The following is a 23,704-nucleotide window of genomic DNA, read 5'->3' as shown; positions in this document are numbered from 1 at the left end:
CTTGCCAGCGATGGGGCCAGTACAGGCAATCAATAATTTAGCCTCTACCACCCGGTGCCAGCATGTTCTCCGGCCTTACCCACTGGTCGAACTGCTCATTGGTCAGGTACTTCAACTCCAGCGCGGCCTCCCTCAGGGTCTTGCCTTCGCTGTAGGCCTTCTTGGCGATCTCCGCGGCTTTGTCATAACCGATGTGCGGGTTCAACGCGGTCACCAGCATCAACCCGCGTTCCAGGTGTGCGGCCATCTGCTGGGCGTCGGGCTCGATACCCGCCACACAGTGCTGCTGGAAGTTGCGGCAGCCATCGGCCAGCAACTCGACCGACTGCAACAGGTTGTGGATGATCACCGGCTTGAACACGTTCAACTGCAAATGCCCCTGGCTGGCGGCAAAGCCGATAGCCGCATCGTTGCCCAATACCTGGCACGCCAGCATCGACAGCGCCTCGCACTGGGTAGGGTTGACCTTGCCCGGCATGATCGAGCTGCCCGGCTCGTTGGCTGGCAGGCGTACCTCGGCCAACCCGGCACGCGGCCCGGAGCCCAGCAGGCGCAGGTCGTTGGCGATCTTCATCAGGGCCACTGCCAGGGTTTTCAGCGCGCCGGCCAGGCTGGTCAGCGGTTCATGGCCGGCCAGGGCGGCGAACTTGTTTGGCGCGGTGACGAACGGCAGCCCGGACTCTGCTGCCAGTTCGGCGGCAATGGCTTCGGCAAACCCGTGCGGGGCATTCAGCCCGGTGCCCACGGCGGTACCGCCCTGGGCCAGTTCGCACACGGCCGGCAGGGTGGCACGAATGGCGCGTTGGGCGTAATCCAACTGGGCAACAAAGGCCGATACCTCCTGGCCGAAGGTGATCGGCGTGGCATCCATCATGTGCGTGCGGCCGGTCTTGACCAGTTTGTTGTGCCGCGCCGCCAGTTCGGCCAGCCCGGCCGACAGTTCGCCGATGGCAGGCAGCAGTTTTTCCTGCACGGCCTGCGCCGCGGCAATGTGCATGGCGGTCGGGAAGCAGTCGTTGGAGCTTTGCGAGCGGTTGACATGGTCGTTGGGGTGCACGGGCGTTTTGCCGCCCCGGCCCTGGCCTGCCAGTTCGTTGGCCCGCCCGGCAATCACCTCGTTGACGTTCATGTTGCTTTGGGTGCCGCTGCCCGTCTGCCACACGACCAACGGGAACTGGTCGTCGTGCTTGCCCGCCAGCACCTCGTCGGCGGCCTGTTCGATCAGCCGGGCGATGTCGGCCGGCAGGTCGCCATTGCGGTCGTTGACGCGTGCCGCGGCCTTCTTGATCAGCGCCAGGGCGTGCACCACCGCGAGCGGCATGCGTTCCTTGCCGATGGCGAAGTTGATCAGCGAACGCTGGGTCTGCGCACCCCAGTAGGCGTGCTCAGGAACTTCGACCGGGCCCAGGCTGTCTGTCTCGATACGGCTCATTCTGTACTCACTCCTGTGTAGTTCGAATTCGCAGTTTAGGCCTTGATTCGACCGAGCGGTTCAGTCGCTCGTCGTGCCACTTGAGCACCGCGCTACCACGGCGCAGAATGCTCTACTCTGAGGTACCCGCCTCCCTCTCTCTGAAGGAAATGCAATGACCCGTCTCCGTGTCCTTTGTGCCGCCGTTGCCCTGGTTTGCGCCAGCGGCCAGGTACTCGCTGCCACCGCCAGCCACAACGCTGCTGCCGAGAAATTCCTGACCCTGGCCAACGCCGACAAGTTGGGCACCCCGGTGTACATGCAGGTCCAGCAGATGTTCGCCCAGCGCTTCGCCCAGACCAAAGCCCCGGCCAGCAAGCAGCCGGTGCTGGAAAGCTACCAGGCCAAGGCCAACGCCGCGCTGGACAACGCCATTGGCTGGAACAAGCTGAAGCCGAAGATGGTAGACCTGTACACCCAGACCTTCACCGAGCAGGAACTCAAGGACCTGGTCAAGTTCTACGAGTCGCCGCTGGGCAAGAAAGTGTTGCGCGAAATGCCCAAGGTCACCCAGCAGTCGGCGCAGCTGACCCAGCAGAGCCTCGAGCCGGCCGTACCGGTGGTGAACAAGCTGCTCGAAGACATGACCAAAGAGCTGGACCCGAACGCTGGCAAGGCCGCCGCCCCAGCGAAGAAGTGAGTAAGCCGCAATGACCATGCAACAGCGTATCGAACAGCAGCTGGCCAGCCTGGCGCCGCAACACCTGCAAGTGCTCGATGAAAGCCACATGCACAGTCGTGGTCAGGAGACCCACTACAAGGCAGTGATCGTCAGCGAGCAGTTTGCCGGGTTGAACAGCGTCAAGCGCCACCAGAAGGTGTACGCCACCATGGGTGAGCTGATGGGCCAGATCCACGCCCTGGCCATTCATACCTACACCGGCGAAGAGTGGGCCAAGATCGGCGCTGCACCGGCCTCGCCGGTATGCGCCGGCGGCGGGCACTGAAACCTTGCTGTTGTTCTGGTAGAATCCTGCAAGATCCGGGGGCCGCTTTGCGGCCCTTTCGCGACACAAGGCCGCTGCTACAGCGACTGCACAGCCTGATGGCGGGTGCGGTCCCTGTAGGAGCGGCCTTGCGTCGCGAAAGGGGCGCAAAGCGCCCCCTGTTTTTTTTGCCACACCGTCAAACCCGGTCCGCCCCTTACGAGGGCAACCACCTGGAGAACCTGCTTCATGTCCCAAGCCATCGTCGTCGCGGCGCTGTACAAGTTCGTTACCCTGCAAGACTACGTCGAGTTGCGCGAGCCACTGCTCAAAGCCATGCTCGACAACCAGGTCAAGGGCACCCTGCTGCTGGCCCATGAGGGCATCAACGGCACCGTGTCGGCCACCCGCGAAGGCATCGACGGCCTGCTGGCCTGGCTGCGCAACGACCCTCGCCTGGTCGATATCGACCATAAAGAGTCGTACTGCGACGAACAGCCGTTCTACCGCACCAAGGTCAAGCTCAAGAAAGAGATCGTCACCCTCGGCGTGCCCGGCGTGGACCCCAACCAGGCCGTGGGCACCTACGTCGAGCCCAAGGACTGGAACGCCCTGATCAGCGACCCGGAAGTGCTGCTGATCGACACCCGCAACGACTACGAAGTGGCCATCGGCACCTTCAAGGGCGCCATCGACCCCAAGACCGAAACCTTCCGCGAGTTCCCCGAGTACATCAAGGCCAACTTCGACCCCAGCAAGCACAAGAAGGTGGCCATGTTCTGCACCGGCGGCATCCGCTGCGAAAAAGCCTCCAGCTATATGCTCGGTGAAGGCTTCGAGGAGGTCTATCATCTCAAGGGCGGCATCCTGAAGTACTTCGAGGAAGTGCCTCAGGACCAAAGCCTGTGGGATGGTGACTGCTTCGTCTTCGACAACCGCGTCACGGTGCGCCATGACCTGAGCGAGGGCGAGTACGACCAGTGCCACGCCTGCCGCCACCCGATCAATGCCCAGGAGCGCGCGTCCGAGCACTATTCGCCAGGTGTCAGCTGCCCGCATTGCTGGGACACCCTGAGCGAAAAGACCCGCCGCAGCGCCATCGACCGGCAGAAGCAGATCGAGCTGGCCAAGGCGCGCAACCTGCCGCACCCGATCGGTTACAACTACAAAGCCGAGGCCTGATGCATGTCTGCCCGCCTGATCTATGTGATGGACCCGATGTGCTCCTGGTGCTGGGGTTTCGCGCCAGTGGCCGCGGCCCTGATCGCCCAGGCGCATGAGGCGGGTGTGCCCACCCACCTGGTGGTGGGCGGGCTGCGCACCGGCGGCAGTGCGCTGGACAGCGCCACCCGCAAGTACATCCTCGAACACTGGCAGGCGGTGGCCGATGCCACAGGCCAGGCGTTCCGCTTCGAAGGGGCCATGCCGGACGGTTTCGTCTACGACACCGAGCCGGCCTGCCGCGCCCTGGTCAGCGCCCGCGAACTGGGTGGCGAGCGCGTCTGGCCGCTGCTGGCGCTGATCCAGCGCGCGTTCTACGAGCAGGGCATGGACGTGACCACTGCACCACAGCTGGTCGACCTGGCTGAACAGGCCGGTTTCGACCGTGCCACATTCGCCGCCACCTTCGCCCAGGCCGATACCCGCGCCGCCACCGCGGCCGATTTCGTGTGGGCCCAGGACCTGGGCATCGCCGGCTTTCCGACCCTGCTCGCCGAGCGCAACGGCCAACTGGCGCTGTTGACCAACGGCTACCAGCCGTTGGAGCGCCTGCAACCATTGCTCGGCCGCTGGCTGCAGCAGGCCACCGGTGCTTGACCTGCCTGGGTCCCCCGACCCGGTACCGGGCAAGCCCTGCACGGCGGCCGATCGGCTGAGCTGGGCGGAAATCCGCCGGCTGGCCCTGCACCACCGCAAGCAGCTCTGGTCGGCCAACCTGATCGCCGTGCTCGCGGCCTGCTGCAGCGTGCCCATCCCGCTGTTGCTGCCGTTGCTGGTAGACGAAGTGCTGCTCGGCCATGGTGATGCGGCACTGAAGTGGATGAACCACCTGCTGCCGTCGGGCTGGCAGGTGGCTGCCGGCTACATCGGCCTGATGCTGTGCCTTACCCTGTGCCTGCGCCTGGCCGCCTTGGCCTTCAACGTGGTGCAGGCCAAGTTGTTCGCCGGCCTGGCCAAGGACATCGTCTACCGCCTGCGCATCCGCCTGATCGAGCGGCTCAAGCGTATTTCGCTGCAGGAATACGAAAGCCTGGGCAGTGGCACGGTCACCACGCACCTGGTCACCGACCTGGACACCCTCGACAAGTTCGTGGGCGAAACCCTCAGCCGCTTCCTGGTGGCCATGCTCACTTTGACCGGCACGGCCGCTATCCTGATCTGGATGCACTGGCAACTGGCGTTGCTGATCCTGCTGTTCAACCCGCTGGTGATTTATTTCACCGTGCAGTTGGGCAAACGCGTCAAGCACCTCAAAAAGCTCGAGAACGACAGTACCGCGCGGTTCACCCAGGCCCTGGCGGAAACCCTCGATGCCATACAGGAAATACGTGCCGGCAACCGCCAGGGCTATTTCCTCGGCCGGTTGGGGCTGCGCGCCCGCGAAGTGCGCGACTATGCCGTCGACTCGCAATGGAAAAGCGACGCCAGTGGCCGCGCCAGTGGTTTGCTGTTCCAGTTCGGTATCGATATTTTCCGCGCGGCGGCAATGCTGACCGTGCTGTTTTCCGACCTGTCGATCGGCCAGATGCTGGCGGTGTTCAGCTACCTGTGGTTCATGATCGGCCCGGTCGAGCAGTTGCTCAACCTGCAATATGCCTACTATGCCGCCGGCGGCGCCCTCAACCGCCTCAACGAGCTGCTGGCGCGGGCCGACGAGCCGCAGTACCCGGCGGCCAGCGACCCGTTCGTCGGCCGTGACACGGTCGGTATCGAGGTGCGTGACCTGCGTTTTGCCTATGCCGATGAGCCCGTGCTCGACCACCTCGACCTGTCGATCGCGCCGGGTGAGAAGGTGGCCATTGTCGGTGCCAGCGGCGGCGGCAAGAGCACTCTGGTGCAGCTGCTGCTGGGCTTGTACAGCGCCCAGGCCGGGACCATCCGCTTTGGCGGGGCCAGCTTGCAGGAAATCGGCCTGGAAACCCTGCGCGAAAACGTGGCAGTGGTACTGCAGCACCCATCGCTGTTCAATGACACCGTGCGTGCCAACCTCACCATGGGCCGTGACTGCAGTGACGAGGCCTGTTGGCAGGCGCTGCGCATCGCCCAGCTGGACGCCACCATCGCCGCCTTGCCGCAGGGCCTGGACAGCGTGGTGGGGCGGTCGGGTGTGCGCCTGTCCGGCGGCCAGCGCCAGCGCCTGGCCATCGCCCGCATGGTGCTGGCCGAGCCCAAGGTGGTGATCCTCGACGAGGCCACGTCGGCGCTGGACGCGGCCACCGAATACAACCTGCACCAGGCCTTGGCGCGCTTCCTCAGTGGCCGCACCACGCTGATCATCGCCCACCGCCTGTCGGCCGTGAAACAGGCCGACCGGGTGCTGGTGTTCGATGGTGGGCATGTGGCGGAAGATGGCGACCACCAGCAGCTGATTGCCGAAGGCGGGTTGTATGCCAAGCTGTACGGGCATCTGCAGCAGAGCTGAATCCTGGGCTGACCCAGGCTGCGCAAAGCCCCCCGCTGCCTTGTCATAAAAATCCCCTTCACAGCGATGGCAAATGGCCTACGCTGTGCTTGTCTGGGTCGATTTGCGCCTTATCTGCTCTGTGACAGGGACTCCATGAAGGGACATCGCACACTCGAAGCGCCAAAGCTGCTGGGCATTACCTGGCCCTTCATCGCCGTCGTGGTCTTCCAGGTGGCGCTGGGTAGTCTCAGCCTGTACACGCTGTCGTCCGTGCGCGCTTACGTTGCGGGCGAGAGTTTGTGGTCCAAGGCGCAGAAAGATGCCATCTATTACCTCAACCTGTACGCCGAGACCCGCGACGAGAGTACCTACCAGCGCTATCGCCAGGCCATAACCGTGCCCCAGGGCGACCAGAAGGTGCGCGAGTTGCTCGACCAGCCGCACCCCGACCTGGAAGCCGCGCGCCAGGCGGTACTCCAGGGCGGCAACCATGCCGACGACGTGCAACGGATCATCTGGTTCTACCGCAACTTCCGTAACATCAGCTACATGCAGACCGCCATCGACTATTGGAACGTCGGTGACGATTACCTGGACAAGCTGGATGTGCTGGCAGGCGAGATACACCAGCGTTTCGCTGCGGGCCCGGTGGACGCCGCTACGGTCGAGGCCTGGAAAGCGCGCATCGTCAGCATCAACGAAGGGGTAACGCCGGCGGCCAAGGCCTTCAGCGATGCGCTGGGCGAAGGGTCGCGCATGCTGCTGCGGGTGCTGCTGTTCACCAACCTGCTGACGGCCATGTTCCTGATCAGCATTGCCTGGCGCCGCTCCAGCAAACTGCTGGCCCAGCGCCAGGCTTTCGCCAGTGCCCTGCAGGAAGAAAAAGAGCGGGCGCAGATTACCCTGCAGGCTATCGGCGACGCGGTGATAACCACCGATGTGGAGGGCTGCATCGGCTACATGAACCCGGCCGCCGAACAGCTGACCCACTGGCAGGCCGCCCAGGCCCAAGGGTTACCGCTTTCGGCATTGTTCAGCCTGGTCGACGAGCACGCCGAAGAAAACGGCACCAGCCTGGTCGAACAGGTGCTAAACGGCAGCCTCAACGGCGGCGCCGAGCATGCGCGGCTGATCCAGCGCCTGGACGGCAGCACGGTATCGATCAACCTGGTGGGCTCGCCAATCGTCAATGACGGGCAGGTTGCCGGCATTGTGCTGGTGCTGCACGACATGACCCAGGAGCGCCAGTACATTGCCAACCTGTCCTGGCAGGCTACCCATGATGCCCTGACCGGGCTGGCCAACCGCCGCGAGTTCGAATACCGCCTGGAGCAGGCGCTCAATGGCCTGGCCCGCCAGGCCGGGCGGCATTCACTGATGTTCCTGGACCTGGACCAGTTCAAGCTGGTCAATGACACGTGCGGCCACGCCGCTGGCGACGAGTTGCTGCGGCACATCTGCGCCGTGCTGCAGTCTGGCCTGCGTGAGGGCGACACCTTGGCGCGGCTGGGGGGCGACGAATTTGGCGTGTTGCTGGAAAACTGCCCCAGCGACCAGGCCGAGCGCATCGCCGAGCAACTGCGCCAGCTGGTGCAAAGCCTGCACTTCGTGTGGAAAGGCCGCCCGTTCGTGACCACGGTCAGCATAGGCCTGGTGCACATGGCCCAGGCCCCCAGCACCCTTGAAGCCTCGTTACGTGCCGCGGACATGGCCTGCTACATGGCCAAGGAAAAAGGCCGCAACCGCGTACAGGTGTACCACGCCGACGACAGCGAGCTGTCCATGCGCTTTGGCGAAATGGCCTGGATACAGCGTTTGCATGTTGCCCTGGAAGAGAACCGGTTCTGCCTGTACGCGCAGGAAATCGCCCCGCTGAAAACCTTCGAGGGGCCGGGCCATATCGAAATTCTGCTGCGCCTGCACGACGAAAGCGGCCGCACCATCCTGCCCAGCAGCTTCATTCCGGCGGCCGAGCGCTATGGCCTGATGACGGCGCTGGACCGCTGGGTGGTACGCAATGTATTCATGGTCATCCGCCAGTGCCTGGACGAGGGGCGGGAAGGGCCGCTGTCGACCTGCGCGATCAACCTGTCGGGGTCGAGCATCGGCGATGACAAGTTCCTGGAATACCTGCAGCGGCTATTCGTCGAGTACGCCATTCCGCCGCGGATGATCTGCTTCGAAATCACCGAAACCAGCGCCATCGCCAACCTGGGCAGCGCCATCCGCTTCATCAACGAGCTCAAGGGCCTGGGTTGCCGCTTCTCGCTCGATGATTTCTGCGCCGGCATGTCCTCGTTCGCCTACCTCAAGCATTTGCCCGTGGATTACCTCAAGATCGACGGCAGTTTCGTCAAGGACATGCTCGACGACCCGGTCAACCGGGCCATGGTCGAAGTCATCAACCATATCGGCCATGTGATGGGCAAGCGCACCATCGCCGAGTTTGTCGAAACGCCCCTGATCGAGCAGGCCCTGCAGGAAATTGGCGTGGATTACGCCCAGGGCTACCTGATCGAACGCCCCCAGGTGTTCACCTGTGACAGTCTGCAGCGCCAACGGATCGCCGCCCGGCCTCTGTTGCAGCGTGCACCTGGCACCTTTCGTTAGCTGGAAATCACAAGGACCAAGGAGCTGAAAGTGATTGATGCATTCGTTCGTATCGGGCCGTTGATGGACCCGGCCAGTTACCCCCAATGGGCTCAGCAACTGATTGAAGATTGCCGCGAGAGCAAGCGCCGGGTCGTGGAGCATGAGTTCTATGCACGCCTGCGCGATGGCCAGCTGAAGCAATCGACCATTCGCCAGTACCTGATTGGCGGCTGGCCGGTGGTGGAGCAGTTCTCGCTGTACATGGCCCACAACCTGACCAAGACCCGCTACGGTCGGCACCAGGGTGAGGACATGGCACGGCGCTGGCTGATGCGCAATATCCGGGTCGAGCTCAACCATGCCGATTACTGGGTGAACTGGTGCCAGGCGCATGGTGTGCACCTGCACGACCTGCAGGCCCAGGACGTGCCGCCGGAGCTCAACGGCCTGAACGACTGGTGCTGGCGGGTGTGTGCCACCGAGAACCTGGCCATTGCCATGGCCGCGACCAACTATGCCATCGAAGGCGCGACGGGCGAATGGTCGGCAGTGGTGTGTTCGACCGACACCTACGCCATGGGCTTCCCGGAGGAAGGGCGCAAGCGGGCGATGAAATGGCTGAAGATGCACGCCCAGTATGACGATGCGCACCCGTGGGAAGCGCTGGAAATCATCTGTACCCTGGCCGGCGAGAACCCCAGCCTGGGCTTGCGCACCGAGTTGCGCAGGGCGATCTGCAAGAGCTACGACTGCATGTTCCTGTTCCTGGAACGGTGCATGCAGCTTGAGGGGCGCCAGCAGGGGCGTATGCGCCCGGCGTTGGCCGCCGGGTAGGCCCGCCCCGCTGCGAAGCAAGGCCGCGATGGGCCGCGGTGCGGCCCCGGCAACCCCGGCCGTTACTGGGCGTTCAGCGCCTGCCCATTTACGGCCTTGCTGTCCGGCCCCATCAGGTACAGGTACACGGGCATGATTTCTTCAGGCAGCGGGTTGTTCTGCGGGTTCTCGCCAGGGTAAGCCTGCGCCCGCATCGCTGTGCGCGTGGCCCCGGGGTTGATGCTGTTGGCCCGCACCGGCGCCACGCCTTCCAGTTCGTCGGCCAGGGTCTGCATCAGGCCCTCGGTGGCGAACTTCGACACGCCGTAGGCGCCCCAGTAGGCACGGCCCTTGCGCCCCACGCTGCTGCTGGTGAACACCACCGAGGCGTCTTCCGACAGCTTCAGCAGCGGCAGCAGGGTGCTGGTGAGCATGAACGTGGCATCGACGTTGATGTGCATCACGCGCATGAAATGATCGCCTGACAGCTGTTCCAGCGGCGTGCGCGGGCCGATGATCGAGGCGTTGTTGAGCAGGCCGTCAAGGCGGCCGAACTGCTCTTCGATCATGACCGCCAGGTCGTCGTACTCATGTGCCTGCGCGGTTTCCAGGTTGAACGGAACGACCACCGGCTGCGGATGCCCGGCGGCCAGGATCTGGTCGTAGACCTCGTTCAGGTTGGCTTCGGTCTTGCCCAGCAACAGCACGGTGGCGCCCAGTGCGGCGTAGGCCTTGGCAGCAGCAGCGCCGATGCCGCGGCCGGCACCGGTAACCAGGATGACCCGGCCTTTGAGCAGGTCGGGGCGGGCGGTGTAGTCGAACATGGTTCTGTCCTTGATTCGGGGCTTTTAGCTTCAAGCTACAAGCTACAAGCTACAAGAAAAAGCTGGGCGATGTGGGCTGCTGCAGCTTGTGGCTTGCAACTTGCAACTTGCAGCTTGCAACTTGCAGCTTCAGCAGCTTCAGCAGCCGCACAACGCGCTGTCGATCACCTTGCGCAGGTCCAGCGGGTGGTCCACCACCACGTCGGCGCCCCAGTGGTTGGGGTTGTCTTCTGGGTGAATATAGCCGTAGCGCACCGCGGCGGTACGGGTGCCGGCGTCACGGCCCGACTCGATGTCGCGCAAGTCGTCGCCGACGAACAGCACACTGGCCGGGTCCAGGTTCAGGGTGTTGCAGGCCAGGATCAGCGGCTCCGGGTCCGGCTTGCTGTTTTTCACATGGTCCGGGCAGATCAGCAGCGCCGAACGCTCGGCCAGGCCCAGTTGCTGCATGATCGGCTCGGCGAAGCGCACCGGTTTGTTGGTGACCACGCCCCACAGCAGCTTGCCTTTCTCGATGTCGGCCAGCAGTTCGGCCATGCCGTCGAACAGCTTGCTGTGCACCGCGCAGTCGCGCTGGTAGCGCTCGAGGAACTCCAGGCGCAGGGCCTCGAAGCCTTCGGCTGCAGGGTCCATGGCGAAGGTGGCGGCGACCATGGCCCGCGCACCGCCGGAAATCACCCCGCGGATCAGCGTGTCATCGACCGGCGGCAGGCCGCGTTCGGCGAGCATGGCCTGGCAGATGGCGATGAAGTCCGGCGCCGTGTCGAGCAGGGTGCCGTCCATGTCGAAGAGTACCGCTCGCAAACGCATGCTCATTCCTCGCGCAGGGTCTGGATCATGTAGTTGACGTCGACGTCGCTGCTCAGCTTGTAGTGCTTGGTCAGCGGGTTGTAGGTCAGGCCGATGATGTCCTTGACCTGCAGGCCGGCATCACGGCTCCACGCGCCCAGTTCGGAGGGGCGGATGAACTTCTTGAAGTCATGGGTGCCGCGCGGCAGCATCTTCAGGATGTACTCGGCGCCAACGATGGCCAGCAGGTAGGCCTTGGGGTTGCGGTTGATGGTGGAGAAGAACACCTGGCCGCCCGGCTTGACCATGCGGTAGCAGGCACGGATCACCGACGACGGGTCGGGTACGTGCTCGAGCATTTCCAGGCAGGTGACCACATCGAATTGTTCAGGCATTTCTTCGGCCAGCGCTTCGGCGGTGATCTGCCGGTACTCCACCTGCACGCCAGACTCCAGCTGGTGCAGCTGGGCCACGGCCAGCGGCGCCTCGCCCATGTCGATACCGGTAACGCTGGCGCCGCGCAGGGCCATGGCTTCGCTGAGGATGCCGCCGCCGCAACCTACGTCCAGCACCTTCTTGCCGGCCAGGCTGGCGCGTTCGTCGATCCAGTTGACGCGCAGCGGGTTGATTTCATGCAGCGGCTTGAACTCGCTTTCACGGTCCCACCAGCGGTGGGCCAGCGCTTCGAACTTGGCGATTTCGGCGCGGTCGACGTTGCTCATTGGGCAGTCCTCAGAAGCTTGGCTATTAAGCTGCAAGCTGCAAGCCCCAGGCAGCAAGAAAAAGCAGACCTTGTACGCATTCGCTTTTTCCTGCCGCTCGTAGCTTGCGGCTTGCGCTCGAAAAGGCCGGAGTATACCCGAGCGCTCGGCCCCCAGGCTCGCTATAATCGCCGGCTTTTGATATCCGAACGACAGGGAGAGGCAATGCGCGAGCGACTATTGGCGGCGGAGAAGGTGACCGCGATCCGCTGGCAGGGCGGCGTCCTGCACCTGCTCGACCAGCGCCTGCTGCCGTCCCGGGAGTGCTGGCTGGCCTGCGACAATGTCGCGCAGGTGGCAGCCGCGATCCGCGACATGGCGGTGCGCGGTGCTTCGGCGATCGGTATCGCGGCGGCCTACGGCCTGGTGCTGGCCCTGGAAGAGCGGCTGGCCGAAGGTGGTGACTGGGAGCTGGACCTGGAAGAGGACTTTCTCACCCTGGCCGAGGCGCGCCCCACGGCTGCCAACCTGTTCTGGGCACTGAACCGCATGCGCGAGCGCCTGCAGCGCCTGCGCCCGGACGAAGACGTGCTGGCCGCGTGCGAGGCCGAAGCGCTGGCCATTCACGAAAGCGACCGTGAAGCCAACCTGACCATGGCCCAGCACGGCACCGAGCTGATCCGCCGTCACCAGGGCAACGCCCAGACCCTGCTCACCTATGGCAATGCCGGTGCGCTGGCCAGTGGGGGCTTCGGCACCGCGCTGGGGGTGATCCGTGCCGGTTACCTCGAAGGCATGGTCGAGCGGGTGTATGCCGGCGAGACGCGCCCCTGGCTGCAGGGCTCGCGCCTGACCGCGTGGGAGCTGACCAACGAAGGCATCCCGACCACCCTGTGCGCCGATTCGGCGCTGGCCCACCTGATGAAGACCAAGGGCATCACCTGGGTGGTGGTGGGGGCGGACTGCATTGCCGCCAATGGCGACATGGCCGGCAAGATCGGCACTTACCAGCTGGCGGTCAGCGCCATGCACCATGGCGTGCGCTTCATGGTGGTGGCGCCCAGCACCAGCATCGACCTGAACCTGGCGACCGGCGAGGATATCCCCCTGGAAGTGCGTGAGGCCGATGAACTGCTGGATTACGCCGGCACCCGGGTGGCTCCGGAGGTCGAGGTGTTCAACCCGGTGTTCGACGTGACCCCGGCAGACCTGATCGACGTGATCGTGACCGAGCGCGGCATTGTCGAACGTCCGGATACCGCCAAGCTGGCGCAGTTGATGTGCCGCAAGCGCCTGCATTGATAACCTGAAACACGCGTACCTTGTGGGAGCGGCCTTGTGTCGCGATTGGGCCGCAAAGCGGCCCCGGGATCTTGGCGAAGACGCAAAAATTGCAGGGGCTGCTGCGCAGCCCTTTCGCGACACAAGGCCGCTCCCACAATGACCGTGCACCGCCGTACAGATCTCCCCACCGCACCCGCCTTTGTGGTAACATCCGGCAGTTTCCAAGGCCGCCCATCACGGCGGCCTTCATTGCGCAGATCCATGGCACAACTCATTGATTTGTCGTAAGTCGTCGCACCCTTATGCGCTGCGGCGGCGAGCTTCGTTCGGCCCTTGATGGAGCTGCGAAGTTTCACCAGAAAAAGGAATCAGGCTTCTCATGGGCGAACTGGCCAAAGAAATCCTCCCGGTCAATATCGAAGACGAACTGAGACAGTCCTACCTCGACTACGCGATGAGCGTGATTGTCGGGCGAGCGCTGCCCGATGCACGTGACGGCTTGAAGCCCGTGCATCGTCGCGTTCTCTATGCGATGAGCGAACTGGGCAACGACTGGAACAAGCCGTACAAGAAATCCGCCCGTGTGGTCGGTGACGTGATCGGTAAGTACCACCCGCACGGCGACACTGCGGTCTACGACACCATCGTGCGTATGGCCCAGCCCTTCTCGCTGCGCTACCTGCTGGTCGATGGCCAGGGCAACTTCGGTTCGGTGGACGGCGACAATGCCGCGGCCATGCGATACACCGAAGTGCGCATGACCAAGCTGGCCCACGAGCTGCTGTCCGACCTGCACAAGGAAACCGTCGACTGGGTGCCCAACTACGACGGCACCGAGCAGATCCCGGCGGTCATGCCCACGCGTATCCCCAACCTGCTGGTCAACGGTTCCAGCGGTATCGCCGTGGGTATGGCGACCAACATTCCGCCGCACAACCTTGGCGAAGTCATCGACGGTTGCCTGGCGCTGATCGACAACCCGGAAGTCACCGTCGATGAACTGATGCAGTTCATCCCCGGCCCGGACTTCCCGACAGCCGGCATCATCAACGGTCGCCAAGGCATCATCGAGGCCTACCGCACCGGCCGCGGCCGCATCTACATGCGTGCCCGCTCCGAGGTCGAAGACATCGACAAGGTCGGTGGCCGCCAGCAGATCGTGATCACCGAGCTGCCGTACCAGCTGAACAAGGCGCGGCTGATCGAGAAGATCGCCGAGCTGGTCAAAGAGAAAAAGATCGAAGGCATCACCGAGCTGCGCGACGAGTCCGACAAGGACGGCATGCGCATCGTCATCGAGCTGCGCCGCGGCGAAGTGCCGGAGGTGGTGCTCAACAACCTCTACCAGCAAACCCAGCTGCAGAGCGTATTCGGCATCAACGTGGTGGCCCTGGTGGACGGCCGCCCACGGCTGCTCAACCTCAAGGACCTGCTCGAAGCGTTCGTCCGTCACCGCCGTGAAGTGGTGACCCGCCGCACTGTCTTCGAGCTGCGCAAGGCCCGCGAACGCGGCCACATCCTTGAAGGCCAGGCGGTTGCGCTGTCCAACATCGACCCGGTCATTGCCTTGATCAAGGCTTCGCCTACGCCTTCCGAGGCCAAGGAAGCCCTGATTTCCACGCCGTGGGAGTCCAGTGCCGTGCAGGTCATGGTCGAGCGCGCCGGTGCCGAGGCCTGCCGCCCTGAAGACCTGCCCGAGCAGTATGGCCTGCACGATGGCAAATACTTCCTGTCGCCGGAACAGGCCCAGGCCATTCTCGACCTGCGCCTGCACCGCCTGACCGGCCTGGAGCACGAGAAGCTGCTGGCCGAGTACCAGGAAATTCTCGAGCAGATCGGCGAGCTGATCCGCATCCTCAACAGCGCCGAGCGCCTGATGGAAGTGATCCGCGAAGAGCTGGAGGCCATCCGCGCCGAGTACGGCGATGCCCGCCGCACCGAAATCCTCAATGCCAGCCACGACCTCAACTACGGCGACATGATCCCGGAAGAAGAGCGCGTGGTCACCATTTCCCACGGTGGTTACGCCAAGACCCAGCCGTTGTCCGCTTACCAGGCCCAGCGCCGTGGCGGCAAAGGCAAGTCGGCGACCGGCGTGAAGGACGAGGACTACATCGAGCACCTGCTGGTCGCCAACAGCCACGCCACGCTGCTGCTGTTCTCCAGCAAGGGCAAGGTGTACTGGAAAAAGACCTACGAAATTCCAGAAGCATCGCGTGCCGCCCGTGGTCGCCCGCTGGTGAACCTGCTGCCGCTGGAAGAGGGTGAGCGCATCACCGCCATGCTGCAGGTGGACCTCGAGGCCCTGCAGCAGAACGCAGACCTTGACGAAGAGCTGGAAGACGCCGACGACACCGTGCTCGAAGGTGAGCTGGTCGAGGCCGAGGAAGTTGACGAAGAAGACGGCGACACCCCTGAGTGGGTGGCAGAGCCGACCGGCGCGTACATCTTCATGGCCACCGCTTCTGGTACCGTCAAGAAGACCCCGCTGGTGCAGTTCGCCCGCCCGCGCTCCAATGGCCTGATTGCCTTGAAGCTCAAAGAAGGCGATACCCTGATTGCAGCGGCCATCACCGACGGCGCCAAGGAAGTGATGATGTTCTCCGACGCTGGCAAGGTCATTCGCTTTGCCGAGAGCGTGGTGCGTGAAATGGGCCGTAACGCCCGTGGCGTGCGGGGCATGAAGCTGGGCAAGGGGCAGCAGATCATTTCCATGCTGATTCCGGAGTCCGGCGCGCAGATCCTGACCGCTTCCGAGCGTGGCTTTGGCAAGCGTACCCCGCTGTCCAAGTTCCCGCGCCGCGGCCGTGGCGGCCAGGGCGTGATCGCCATGGGCACCAAGGGGCGCAATGGCTTGTTGATCGGCGCCATCCAGGTGCATGAAGGTGAGGAGATCATGCTGATCTCCGACCAGGGCACGCTGGTGCGCACCCGGGTTGGCGAAGTGTCCAGCCTGAGCCGCAACACGCAGGGTGTGACCTTGATCAAGCTGGCTGCCGACGAAACACTGGTTGGCCTGGAGCGGATCCAGGAACCGTCCGAGGACGAACTCGACGATATGGTCGAGGCGGGCGAGGAGGGTGTCGAGGCGGAAGTGCCAGACAATGACGAAGCTGCAGGCGCCGAAGAGGCCCCGCAGGAGTAAGCAGGTGTAAAACCCGAACGGGGCGACCAAGGTCGCCCCGTTTGACTGATAACTGCAGGCAATGCCTGGCCGGGTGCGAGCAAGCTTTTTGTAGGAGCGGCCTTGTGTCGCGAAAGGGCTGCAAAGCAGCCCCAGGATTTCAGCGGCGCTGCAAAAAGCTGGGGGCCGCTTCGCGGCCCTATCGCGACACAAGGCCGCTCCCACAAAGAGGCGCGTGCGGCCTGCAAGAAATGAATTTGTACCATTTGGCAGAGCGAGAGTGGATGTGAGCAACCGAGCCTTTAACTTCTGCGCAGGCCCTGCCGCGCTTCCTACCGCTGTTCTGCAGCGCGCCCAGGCTGAAATGCTGGACTGGCATGGCAAGGGCTTGTCGGTGATGGAAATGAGCCATCGCAGCGACGATTACGTGGCCATCGCCGAAAAGGCCGAGCAGGACCTGCGTGACCTGCTGTCTATCCCCTCCAACTACAAGGTACTGTTCCTGCAGGGTGGTGCCAGCCAGCAGTTCGCTGAAATCCCGCTGAACCTGCTGCCGGAAAACGGCACTGCCGACTACATCGAGACCGGTATCTGGTCGAAGAAGGCCATCGAGGAAGCGCGCCGCTTCGGCAACGTCAACGTCGCCGCCAGCGCCAAGGCCTACGATTACCTGGCCATTCCGGGCCAGAACGACTGGAAACTGACCAATAACGCTGCCTACGTGCACTATGCGTCCAACGAAACCATCGGTGGCCTGCAGTTCGACTGGGTGCCGCAGACCGGTGACGTTCCGCTGGTGGTCGACATGTCCTCCGACATCCTCTCGCGCCCGATCGACGTGTCGCAGTTCGGCCTGATTTACGCCGGCGCGCAGAAAAACATCGGCCCCAGCGGCCTGGTGGTGGTGATCGTGCGTGAAGACCTGCTGGGCCACGCCCGCAGCAGCTGCCCGACCATGCTCGACTACAAGGTGTCGGCCGACAACGGCTCGATGTACAACACCCCGGCCACTTACTCCTGGTACCTCTCGGGCCTGGTGTTCGAGTGGCTCAAGGAGCAGGGCGGTGTCGAGGCCATGGAGCAGCGCAACCGGGCCAAGAAAGACCGCCTGTACGGCTTCATCGACAGCAGCGAGTTCTACACCAACCCGATCAGCGTCAATGCCCGCTCGTGGATGAACGTGCCGTTCCGCCTGGCCGATGAACGCCTGGACAAGGCCTTCCTCGCCGGTGCCGATGCCCGCGGCCTGCTCAACCTCAAGGGCCACCGCTCGGTGGGCGGGATGCGCGCCTCTATCTACAACGCCCTGGGCCTGGACGCCGTGGAAGCGCTGGTGGCCTACATGGCTGAATTCGAGAAGGAGCACGGCTGATGTCGGAACAGGAACTCAAAGCCCTGCGCGTTCGCATCGACAGCCTCGACGAGAAAATCCTCGAGCTGATCAGCGAGCGCGCCCGGTGTGCCGAAGAGGTTGCGCGGGTCAAGACCGCTTCGCTCAAAGAAGGCGAGAAGCCGGTGTTCTACCGCCCCGAGCGCGAAGCAGCAGTGCTCAAGCGGGTGATGGAGCGTAATAAAGGGCCGCTGGGCAACGAAGAAATGGCGCGGCTGTTCCGCGAAATCATGTCGTCGTGCCTGGCCCTGGAAGAGCCGCTGAAAATCGCCTACCTGGGCCCTGAAGGCACCTTCACCCAGGCGGCGGCCATGAAGCACTTCGGTCACGCGGTGGTCAGCCGCCCGATGGCGGCCATCGACGAGGTGTTCCGTGAAGTGGCAGCCGGTGCTGTGAACTTTGGCGTAGTGCCGGTGGAAAACTCCACCGAAGGTGCTGTCAGCCACACCCTGGACAGCTTCCTCGAGCATGACATGGTGATTTGCGGCGAAGTCGAGCTGCGTATCCACCACCACCTGCTGGTGGGGGAGAGCACCAAGACCGACAGCATCACCCGCATCTATTCCCATGCCCAGTCCCTGGCCCAGTGCCGCAAGTGGCTGGACGCGCACTACCCGAACGTGGAGCGGGTGGCGGTATCGAGTAATGCCGAGGCCGCCAAGCGCGTGAAGGGCGAGTGGAACTCGGCGGCGATCGCCGGTGACATGGCTGCCAACCTGTATGGCTTGACCCGCCTGGCCGAGAAGATCGAAGACCGCCCAGACAACTCCACGCGCTTTTTGATGATCGGCCAGCAGGAAGTGCCGCCCACCGGCGACGACAAGACCTCGATCATTGTTTCGATGAGCAACAAGCCGGGCGCGCTGCATGAGCTGCTGGTGCCGTTCCACCAGAACGGCATCGACCTGACCCGCATCGAAACCCGCCCGTCGCGCAGCGGCAAGTGGACCTACGTGTTCTTCATCGACTTCGTTGGCCACCACCGCGACCCACTGATCAAGGCGGTGCTCGAACAGATCAGCCAGGAGGCTGTGGCGCTGAAGGTGCTGGGCTCGTATCCGAAGGCAGTGCTTTGATTCAGGGCCGCTGGGGGCGCTTTGCGCCCCATCGCCGGCAAGCCAGCTCCCACAGGTACAGCGCAAGCCTCCAGGTTTCCACTGCCCCTGTGCCTGCGATGGGCTGCAACGCAGCCCCAGCGGTCTCACAGGCTGTCCCCCACAGGTCCAGCACAAGCCCCCAGGTTTGCACTACTCCTGTAGGAGCTGGCGTGCCTGCGATGGGTGTGGGAGCTGGCTTGCCTGCGATGGGCTGCAACGCAGCCCCAGCGGTCTCACAGGCTGTCTCGATTTCTGAACAGGGTTCACACCAGTGGTAAATGCAGCAAAAACCAAACCCGCGCCCATCATCAACCGCCTGGTCGTAGTTGGCCTCGGCCTGATCGGTGGTTCGTTCGCCAAGGGCCTGCGTGAAAGCGGCCTGTGCCGCGAAGTGGTCGGAGTCGACCTGGACGCCCCCTCGCGCAAGCAGGCCGTAGCCTTGGGCGTGGTCGACCGCTGCGAAGAAGACCTCGCCACCGCCTGCGTGGGCGCCGATGTCATCCAGCTGGCCGTGCCCATCCTGGCCATGGAGAAAGTTCTGGCGCGCCTGGCTCGGCTAGACCTGGGCAACGCCATCATCACCGACGTCGGCAGCGCCAAGGGCAATGTTGTTCGTGAGGCGCGCTCTGTTTTTGTAAACGAGAGCGGCCGGCGCCTGCCGCGCTTCGTGCCTGGCCACCCCATCGCCGGTTCCGAGCAGAGCGGGGTAGAGGCATCCAACGCCACCCTGTTCCGCCGGCACAAGGTCATTCTCACGCCGCTGGCCGAAACCGACCCGGCCGCACTGGCCCTGGTCGACCGCCTGTGGCGCGCGCTGGAGGCCGATGTCGAGCACATGACGGTCCAGCGCCACGACGAAGTGCTGGCCGCCACCAGCCACTTGCCGCACCTGTTGGCCTTTGGCCTGGTCGATTCACTGGCCAAACGCAATGAAAACCTCGAGATCTTCCGGTACGCTGCCGGGGGGTTCCGCGATTTCACCAGGATCGCCGGCAGCGACCCGACCATGTGGCATGACATCTTCCTCGCCAACCGCGATGCTGTCCTGCGCACACTTGATACATATCGCAGTGATCTCGACGCCTTGCGCGACGCTATCGCTGAAGGGGACGGGCACCAGTTGCTGGGTGTATTCACCCGCGCACGCGTTGCCCGCGAGCATTTCAGTAAAATCCTGGCCCGTCGGGCCTATGTGGACGCTATGAACGCCAACGATCTGATTTTCCTGGCCCAACCGGGTGGCCGCCTGAACGGGCGGATTCGTGTACCGGGCGACAAGTCGATTTCTCACCGCTCGATCATGCTTGGCTCGCTGGCCGAGGGCACCACCGAGGTCGAAGGCTTCCTCGAAGGTGAAGACGCCCTGGCGACCCTGCAGGCATTCCGTGACATGGGTGTGGTCATCGAAGGCCCCAACCACGGCCGCGTGACCATTCATGGTGTTGGCCTGCACGGTCTGAAGCCGCCGCCCGGCCCGCTGTACGTAGGCAACTCGGGGACCTCGATGCGTTTGCTGTCCGGCTTGCTGGCCGGCCAGCCGTTCGACGTGACCATGACCGGTGATGCCTCGTTGTCCAAGCGCCCGATGAACCGTGTGGCCAACCCGCTGCGCGAAATGGGTGCCGTGGTCGAGACCGGTCCGGAAGGCCGCCCGCCGCTGACCATTCGCGGCGGCCACCGGCTCAAGGGGCTGACCTACACGCTGCCGATGGCCAGCGCGCAGGTCAAATCCTGCCTGCTGCTGGCCGGCCTGTACGCCGAAGGCAAGACCACCGTCACCGAGCCGGCACCGACCCGCGACCACACCGAGCGCATGCTGCGCGGTTTCGGCTACGCGGTAGAAAGCAATGGCTCGGTGGCCTCGTTGCAGTCTGGGGGCAAGCTGACCGCCACCCGCATCGAAGTGCCGGCCGACATCTCCTCGGCAGCCTTCTTCCTGGTGGCGGCGTCCATCGCCGAAGGCTCCGAACTGGTGCTGGAACACGTCGGCATCAACCCGACCCGTACCGGTGTCATCGACATCCTGCGCCTGATGGGTGGCGACATCACCCTGGAGAACCAGCGTGAAGTCGGCGGCGAGCCGGTGGCCGACCTGCGTGTGCGCGGGGCCAAGCTGAAGGGTATCGATATCCCTGAAGAACTGGTGCCGCTGGCTATCGACGAGTTCCCCGTGCTGTTCGTTGCCGCTGCCTGCGCCGAAGGCCGTACCGTGCTGCGCGGTGCCGAAGAGCTGCGGGTGAAGGAGTCCGACCGTATCCAGGTGATGGCCGACGGCCTGCTGACCCTGGGCATCAAGTGCGAGCCGACCCCGGACGGCATCATCATCGACGGCGGCCAGCTGGGCGGCGGCGAAGTGCATGGCCACGGTGACCACCGCATTGCCATGGCCTTCAGCGTGGCCTCGCTGCGCGCCAGTGCGCCGATCCGCATTCATGACTGCGCCAACGTTGCCACGTCGTTCCCCAACTTCCTGGCGCTGTGCGCCGAAGTGGGCATCCGCGTGGCAGAAGAGGGCAAGTCGTGAATACGCTGGCCCCCATCATCACCATCGACGGGCCGAGTGGCTCTGGCAAAGGTACGGTCGCCGGCTTGCTGGCGCGCGAACTGGGCTGGCGCCTGCTGGACTCGGGCGCGCTGTACCGGCTGCTGGCGTTCAATGCCAGCAACCACGGTGTCGATCTGACCAACGAAGAGCTGCTGACCAAGCTGGCCGCCCATCTGGATGTGCAGTTCATCGCCGCCGAGCCCGGTAAGCTGCAGCAGACCATTCTCGAAGGTGAGGACGTCAGCCAGGTCATCCGCACCGAAACCGTCGGTGCCGGTGCCTCGATGGTGGCGTCGCTGCCTGCCGTGCGTGAGGCGCTGCTACAGCGCCAGCGCGCCTTCCGGGAAATGCCCGGGCTGATTGCCGACGGCCGCGACATGGGCACGGTGGTATTCCCCGACGCGCCGCTGAAGGTGTTTCTGACCGCCAGTGCCGAGGAAAGGGCGCGCCGCCGCTACCTGCAGTTGAAGGGCAAGGGTGAAGATGTTAGTCTGTCGAGTCTGCTGGATGAGATTAGGGCGCGTGATGAACGCGACACTCAGCGTGCAGTGGCCCCGCTGAAACCAGCGGCAGACGCCATTCAGCTGGATTCCACCGAGTTGTCCATCGAGCAGGTGTTGCAACGTATCAGGAGCGAGATCGCCCAGCGCGACCTTCTCTGATCACCAGGAAAGCAGGCAGGTTCACCAGTCAACGTCTTGCCGGCGTTCCTTTACTTAAAACAGACCCACATTGTCTGGAATGTGGCGAGGGGCGTTTGTTTCGCCCGAATCTACAGGAATTAAAATGAGCGAAAGCTTTGCAGAACTCTTTGAAGAAAGCCTGAAAACCCTCAATCTTCAGCCGGGTGCCATCATCACCGGTATCGTTGTCGACATCGACGGCGACTGGGTTACCGTACACGCTGGCCTGAAGTCCGAGGGTGTCATCCCGCTCGAGCAGTTCTACAACGAAGCTGGCGAACTGACCATCAAGGTCGGTGACGAAGTCCACGTTGCGCTGGACGCGGTCGAAGACGGCTTTGGCGAAACCAAACTGTCCCGTGAAAAAGCCAAGCGCGCCGAGTGCTGGATTGTTCTGGAAGCAGCTTTCGCCGCCGAAGAAGTGGTCAAGGGCGTTATCAACGGTAAGGTTAAGGGCGGCTTCACTGTCGACGTTAACGGCATCCGTGCGTTCCTGCCGGGCTCCCTGGTTGATGTCCGCCCAGTGCGCGACACCACCCACCTGGAAGGCAAAGAGCTGGAATTCAAGGTCATCAAGCTGGACCAGAAGCGCAACAACGTTGTCGTTTCCCGTCGCAGCGTGCTGGAAGCCGAGAACTCCGCCGAGCGCGAAGCCCTGCTGGAAACCCTGCAGGAAGGCCAACAAGTCAAAGGTATCGTCAAGAACCTCACCGACTACGGCGCATTCGTGGACCTGGGCGGTATCGACGGCCTGCTGCACATCACCGACATGGCCTGGAAGCGCATCAAGCACCCATCGGAAATCGTTAACGTTGGCGACGAAGTCGACGTACGCGTTCTGAAGTTCGACCGTGAGCGCAACCGCGTTTCGCTGGGTCTGAAGCAAATGGGTGAAGATCCGTGGGTAGCTATCACTGCCCGTTACCCAGAAGGTACTCGCGTACAGGCTCGCGTAACCAACCTGACCGACTACGGCTGCTTCGCTGAGCTGGAAGAAGGCGTTGAAGGTCTGGTACACGTTTCCGAAATGGACTGGACCAACAAGAACATCCACCCGTCGAAAGTCGTTCAGGTTGGCGACGAAGTGGAAGTCATGGTTCTGGACATCGACGAAGAGCGTCGTCGTATCTCCCTGGGCATCAAGCAGTGCAAGTCCAACCCATGGGAAGACTTCTCCGGCCAGTTCAACAAGGGTGACAAGATCACCGGTACCATCAAGTCGATCACCGACTTCGGTATCTTCATCGGTCTGGACGGCGGCATCGACGGCCTGGTTCACCTGTCCGACATCTCCTGGAACGAAACCGGCGAAGAAGCCGTACGTCGTTTCAAGAAGGGCGACGAGCTGGAAACCGTCATCCTGTCGGTTGACCCAGAGCGCGAGCGCATCTCCCTGGGCATCAAGCAGCTGGAAGACGATCCGTTCTCCAACTTCGTTGCTGTCAACGACAAGGGCGCTATCGTCAAGGGCATCGTGAAAGAAGTTGACGCCAAAGGCGCCATCGTCACCCTGGCCGACGACATCGAAGCCACTCTGAAAGCTTCCGAAATCAGCCGTGACCGCGTTGAAGACGCGCGCAACGTTCTGAAGGAAGGCGAAGAGATCGAAGCCAAGATCATCAGCGTTGACCGCAAGTCCCGCGTTATCAGCCTGTCGATCAAGTCGAAAGACGACGCTGAAGAGCGTGAAGCTATCCAGAGCCTGAAAAACGCTCCGGAAGCTGCTGCCGACACCACCATGGCTGCGCTGCTGCGCGAAGCAATGGCCAAGCAGAACTGAGTTCTGTTTGATCGGTAAAAAAGGGCGACCCTCGGGTCGCCCTTTTTTTGTGGTGCGCCA

At 63.4% G+C, this 23,704-nt stretch carries 18 protein-coding genes; 14 read left to right on the top strand and 4 right to left on the bottom strand.

Annotation, left to right across the window (positions count from 1 at the left end):
* Positions 1 to 37: 37 nt before the first annotated feature.
* Positions 38 to 1,432 carry a class II fumarate hydratase gene (locus tag GYA94_RS01785; protein WP_161891690.1) on the bottom strand — a complete coding sequence of 465 codons (1,395 nt, stop codon included), beginning with the start codon at positions 1,430 to 1,432 and terminating at the stop codon, positions 38 to 40.
* Positions 1,433 to 1,586: 154 nt separating this feature from the next.
* Between GYA94_RS01785 and GYA94_RS01780 the strand changes: the two genes are divergently transcribed.
* The 7 genes from GYA94_RS01780 to GYA94_RS01750 all read left to right on the top strand — a co-directional run bounded on the left by GYA94_RS01780 (position 1,587) and on the right by GYA94_RS01750 (position 9,448).
* Positions 1,587 to 2,111 (top strand): DUF2059 domain-containing protein, encoded by a 525-nt coding sequence (locus GYA94_RS01780; protein ID WP_009686015.1) that lies wholly within the window; start codon positions 1,587 to 1,589, stop codon positions 2,109 to 2,111.
* Positions 2,112 to 2,121: 10 nt separating this feature from the next.
* Complete coding sequence (locus GYA94_RS01775; RefSeq protein WP_161891689.1) at positions 2,122 to 2,418, top strand: BolA family protein; 297 nt, start codon at positions 2,122 to 2,124, stop codon at positions 2,416 to 2,418.
* 228 nt (positions 2,419 to 2,646) lie between these two features.
* Positions 2,647 to 3,579, top strand: a complete 933-nt coding sequence (trhO, locus tag GYA94_RS01770; protein WP_115293538.1) for an oxygen-dependent tRNA uridine(34) hydroxylase TrhO — start codon at positions 2,647 to 2,649, stop codon at positions 3,577 to 3,579.
* A 3-nt stretch (positions 3,580 to 3,582) separates the two neighbouring features.
* Positions 3,583 to 4,215, top strand: a complete 633-nt coding sequence (locus tag GYA94_RS01765; RefSeq protein WP_161891688.1) for a DsbA family protein — start codon at positions 3,583 to 3,585, stop codon at positions 4,213 to 4,215.
* Entirely contained in the window at positions 4,208 to 6,040 is a 1,833-nt protein-coding gene (locus GYA94_RS01760; RefSeq protein WP_115293540.1) for an ABC transporter ATP-binding protein, read from the top strand. The genes GYA94_RS01765 and GYA94_RS01760 overlap by 8 nt, the downstream gene beginning before the upstream one ends.
* Before the next feature lie 135 nt (positions 6,041 to 6,175).
* The gene (locus GYA94_RS01755) at positions 6,176 to 8,632 is read left to right on the top strand and encodes an EAL domain-containing protein (protein ID WP_161891687.1); all 2,457 of its coding nucleotides are present in this window, start codon (positions 6,176 to 6,178) and stop codon (positions 8,630 to 8,632) included.
* A 30-nt stretch (positions 8,633 to 8,662) separates the two neighbouring features.
* The gene (locus GYA94_RS01750; RefSeq protein WP_054890379.1) at positions 8,663 to 9,448 is read left to right on the top strand and encodes an iron-containing redox enzyme family protein; all 786 of its coding nucleotides are present in this window, start codon (positions 8,663 to 8,665) and stop codon (positions 9,446 to 9,448) included.
* Between the two features lie 62 nt (positions 9,449 to 9,510).
* Here the strand turns inward: GYA94_RS01750 and GYA94_RS01745 are convergent, their stop codons facing one another.
* The 3 genes from GYA94_RS01745 to ubiG all read right to left on the bottom strand — a co-directional run bounded on the left by GYA94_RS01745 (position 9,511) and on the right by ubiG (position 11,762).
* Positions 9,511 to 10,251, bottom strand: coding sequence for a YciK family oxidoreductase (locus GYA94_RS01745; RefSeq protein ID WP_054912794.1), 741 nt, complete (start codon positions 10,249 to 10,251; stop codon positions 9,511 to 9,513).
* Between the two features lie 138 nt (positions 10,252 to 10,389).
* Entirely contained in the window at positions 10,390 to 11,061 is a 672-nt protein-coding gene (mupP, locus tag GYA94_RS01740; protein ID WP_029886220.1) for an N-acetylmuramic acid 6-phosphate phosphatase MupP, read from the bottom strand.
* 2 nt (positions 11,062 to 11,063) lie between these two features.
* Complete coding sequence (gene ubiG / locus GYA94_RS01735; protein ID WP_009686004.1) at positions 11,064 to 11,762, bottom strand: bifunctional 2-polyprenyl-6-hydroxyphenol methylase/3-demethylubiquinol 3-O-methyltransferase UbiG; 699 nt, start codon at positions 11,760 to 11,762, stop codon at positions 11,064 to 11,066.
* Positions 11,763 to 11,966: 204 nt separating this feature from the next.
* Here ubiG and mtnA point away from each other — a divergent pair, with 204 nt between their 5' ends.
* From mtnA to rpsA, 7 genes are all read left to right on the top strand, one after another.
* Positions 11,967 to 13,043, top strand: a complete 1,077-nt coding sequence (gene mtnA / locus GYA94_RS01730; protein ID WP_029886219.1) for an S-methyl-5-thioribose-1-phosphate isomerase — start codon at positions 11,967 to 11,969, stop codon at positions 13,041 to 13,043.
* A 361-nt stretch (positions 13,044 to 13,404) separates the two neighbouring features.
* Positions 13,405 to 16,170, top strand: coding sequence for a DNA gyrase subunit A (gene gyrA / locus GYA94_RS01725; RefSeq protein WP_009686002.1), 2,766 nt, complete (start codon positions 13,405 to 13,407; stop codon positions 16,168 to 16,170).
* Positions 16,171 to 16,435: 265 nt separating this feature from the next.
* Complete coding sequence (serC, locus tag GYA94_RS01720; RefSeq protein ID WP_110679879.1) at positions 16,436 to 17,521, top strand: 3-phosphoserine/phosphohydroxythreonine transaminase; 1,086 nt, start codon at positions 16,436 to 16,438, stop codon at positions 17,519 to 17,521.
* A complete protein-coding gene (gene pheA, locus GYA94_RS01715; protein WP_054914096.1) occupies positions 17,521 to 18,615 on the top strand; it encodes a prephenate dehydratase in 1,095 nt (364 codons plus the stop codon). Before serC ends, pheA begins: the two co-directional genes overlap by 1 nt.
* Positions 18,616 to 18,940: 325 nt before the next feature.
* Positions 18,941 to 21,160, top strand: coding sequence for a bifunctional prephenate dehydrogenase/3-phosphoshikimate 1-carboxyvinyltransferase (locus GYA94_RS01710; RefSeq protein ID WP_255326894.1), 2,220 nt, complete (start codon positions 18,941 to 18,943; stop codon positions 21,158 to 21,160).
* The gene (gene cmk / locus GYA94_RS01705; RefSeq protein WP_009685997.1) at positions 21,157 to 21,843 is read left to right on the top strand and encodes a (d)CMP kinase; all 687 of its coding nucleotides are present in this window, start codon (positions 21,157 to 21,159) and stop codon (positions 21,841 to 21,843) included. Before GYA94_RS01710 ends, cmk begins: the two co-directional genes overlap by 4 nt.
* 124 nt (positions 21,844 to 21,967) lie before the next feature.
* Positions 21,968 to 23,644 carry a 30S ribosomal protein S1 gene (gene rpsA / locus GYA94_RS01700; protein ID WP_003252673.1) on the top strand — a complete coding sequence of 559 codons (1,677 nt, stop codon included), beginning with the start codon at positions 21,968 to 21,970 and terminating at the stop codon, positions 23,642 to 23,644.
* Positions 23,645 to 23,704: the final 60 nt, after the last annotated feature.

The organism is Pseudomonas juntendi (assembly GCF_009932375.1).
Taxonomy (GTDB): Bacteria; Pseudomonadota; Gammaproteobacteria; order Pseudomonadales; family Pseudomonadaceae; genus Aquipseudomonas; species Aquipseudomonas juntendi.
The sequence above is the reverse complement of the archived record's forward strand: the minus strand, read 5'-3'. Positions and strand labels throughout refer to the sequence as shown.

What these genes read in the sequence shown, in the direction of transcription:
- GYA94_RS01755 (WP_161891687.1), top strand. Translation starts at nt 6,176, where the DNA reads ATGAAGGGACATCGCACACTCGAAGCGCCAAAGCTGCTGGGCATTACC.
- rpsA (WP_003252673.1), top strand. Translation starts at nt 21,968, where the DNA reads ATGAGCGAAAGCTTTGCAGAACTCTTTGAAGAAAGCCTGAAAACCCTC.
- pheA (WP_054914096.1), top strand. Translation starts at nt 17,521, where the DNA reads ATGTCGGAACAGGAACTCAAAGCCCTGCGCGTTCGCATCGACAGCCTC.
- GYA94_RS01765 (WP_161891688.1), top strand. Translation starts at nt 3,583, where the DNA reads ATGTCTGCCCGCCTGATCTATGTGATGGACCCGATGTGCTCCTGGTGC.
- mtnA (WP_029886219.1), top strand. Translation starts at nt 11,967, where the DNA reads ATGCGCGAGCGACTATTGGCGGCGGAGAAGGTGACCGCGATCCGCTGG.
- GYA94_RS01745 (WP_054912794.1), bottom strand. Translation starts at nt 10,251, where the DNA reads ATGTTCGACTACACCGCCCGCCCCGACCTGCTCAAAGGCCGGGTCATC.
- GYA94_RS01780 (WP_009686015.1), top strand. Translation starts at nt 1,587, where the DNA reads ATGACCCGTCTCCGTGTCCTTTGTGCCGCCGTTGCCCTGGTTTGCGCC.
- gyrA (WP_009686002.1), top strand. Translation starts at nt 13,405, where the DNA reads ATGGGCGAACTGGCCAAAGAAATCCTCCCGGTCAATATCGAAGACGAA.
- trhO (WP_115293538.1), top strand. Translation starts at nt 2,647, where the DNA reads ATGTCCCAAGCCATCGTCGTCGCGGCGCTGTACAAGTTCGTTACCCTG.
- GYA94_RS01775 (WP_161891689.1), top strand. Translation starts at nt 2,122, where the DNA reads ATGACCATGCAACAGCGTATCGAACAGCAGCTGGCCAGCCTGGCGCCG.
- ubiG (WP_009686004.1), bottom strand. Translation starts at nt 11,762, where the DNA reads ATGAGCAACGTCGACCGCGCCGAAATCGCCAAGTTCGAAGCGCTGGCC.
- GYA94_RS01785 (WP_161891690.1), bottom strand. Translation starts at nt 1,432, where the DNA reads ATGAGCCGTATCGAGACAGACAGCCTGGGCCCGGTCGAAGTTCCTGAG.
- mupP (WP_029886220.1), bottom strand. Translation starts at nt 11,061, where the DNA reads ATGCGTTTGCGAGCGGTACTCTTCGACATGGACGGCACCCTGCTCGAC.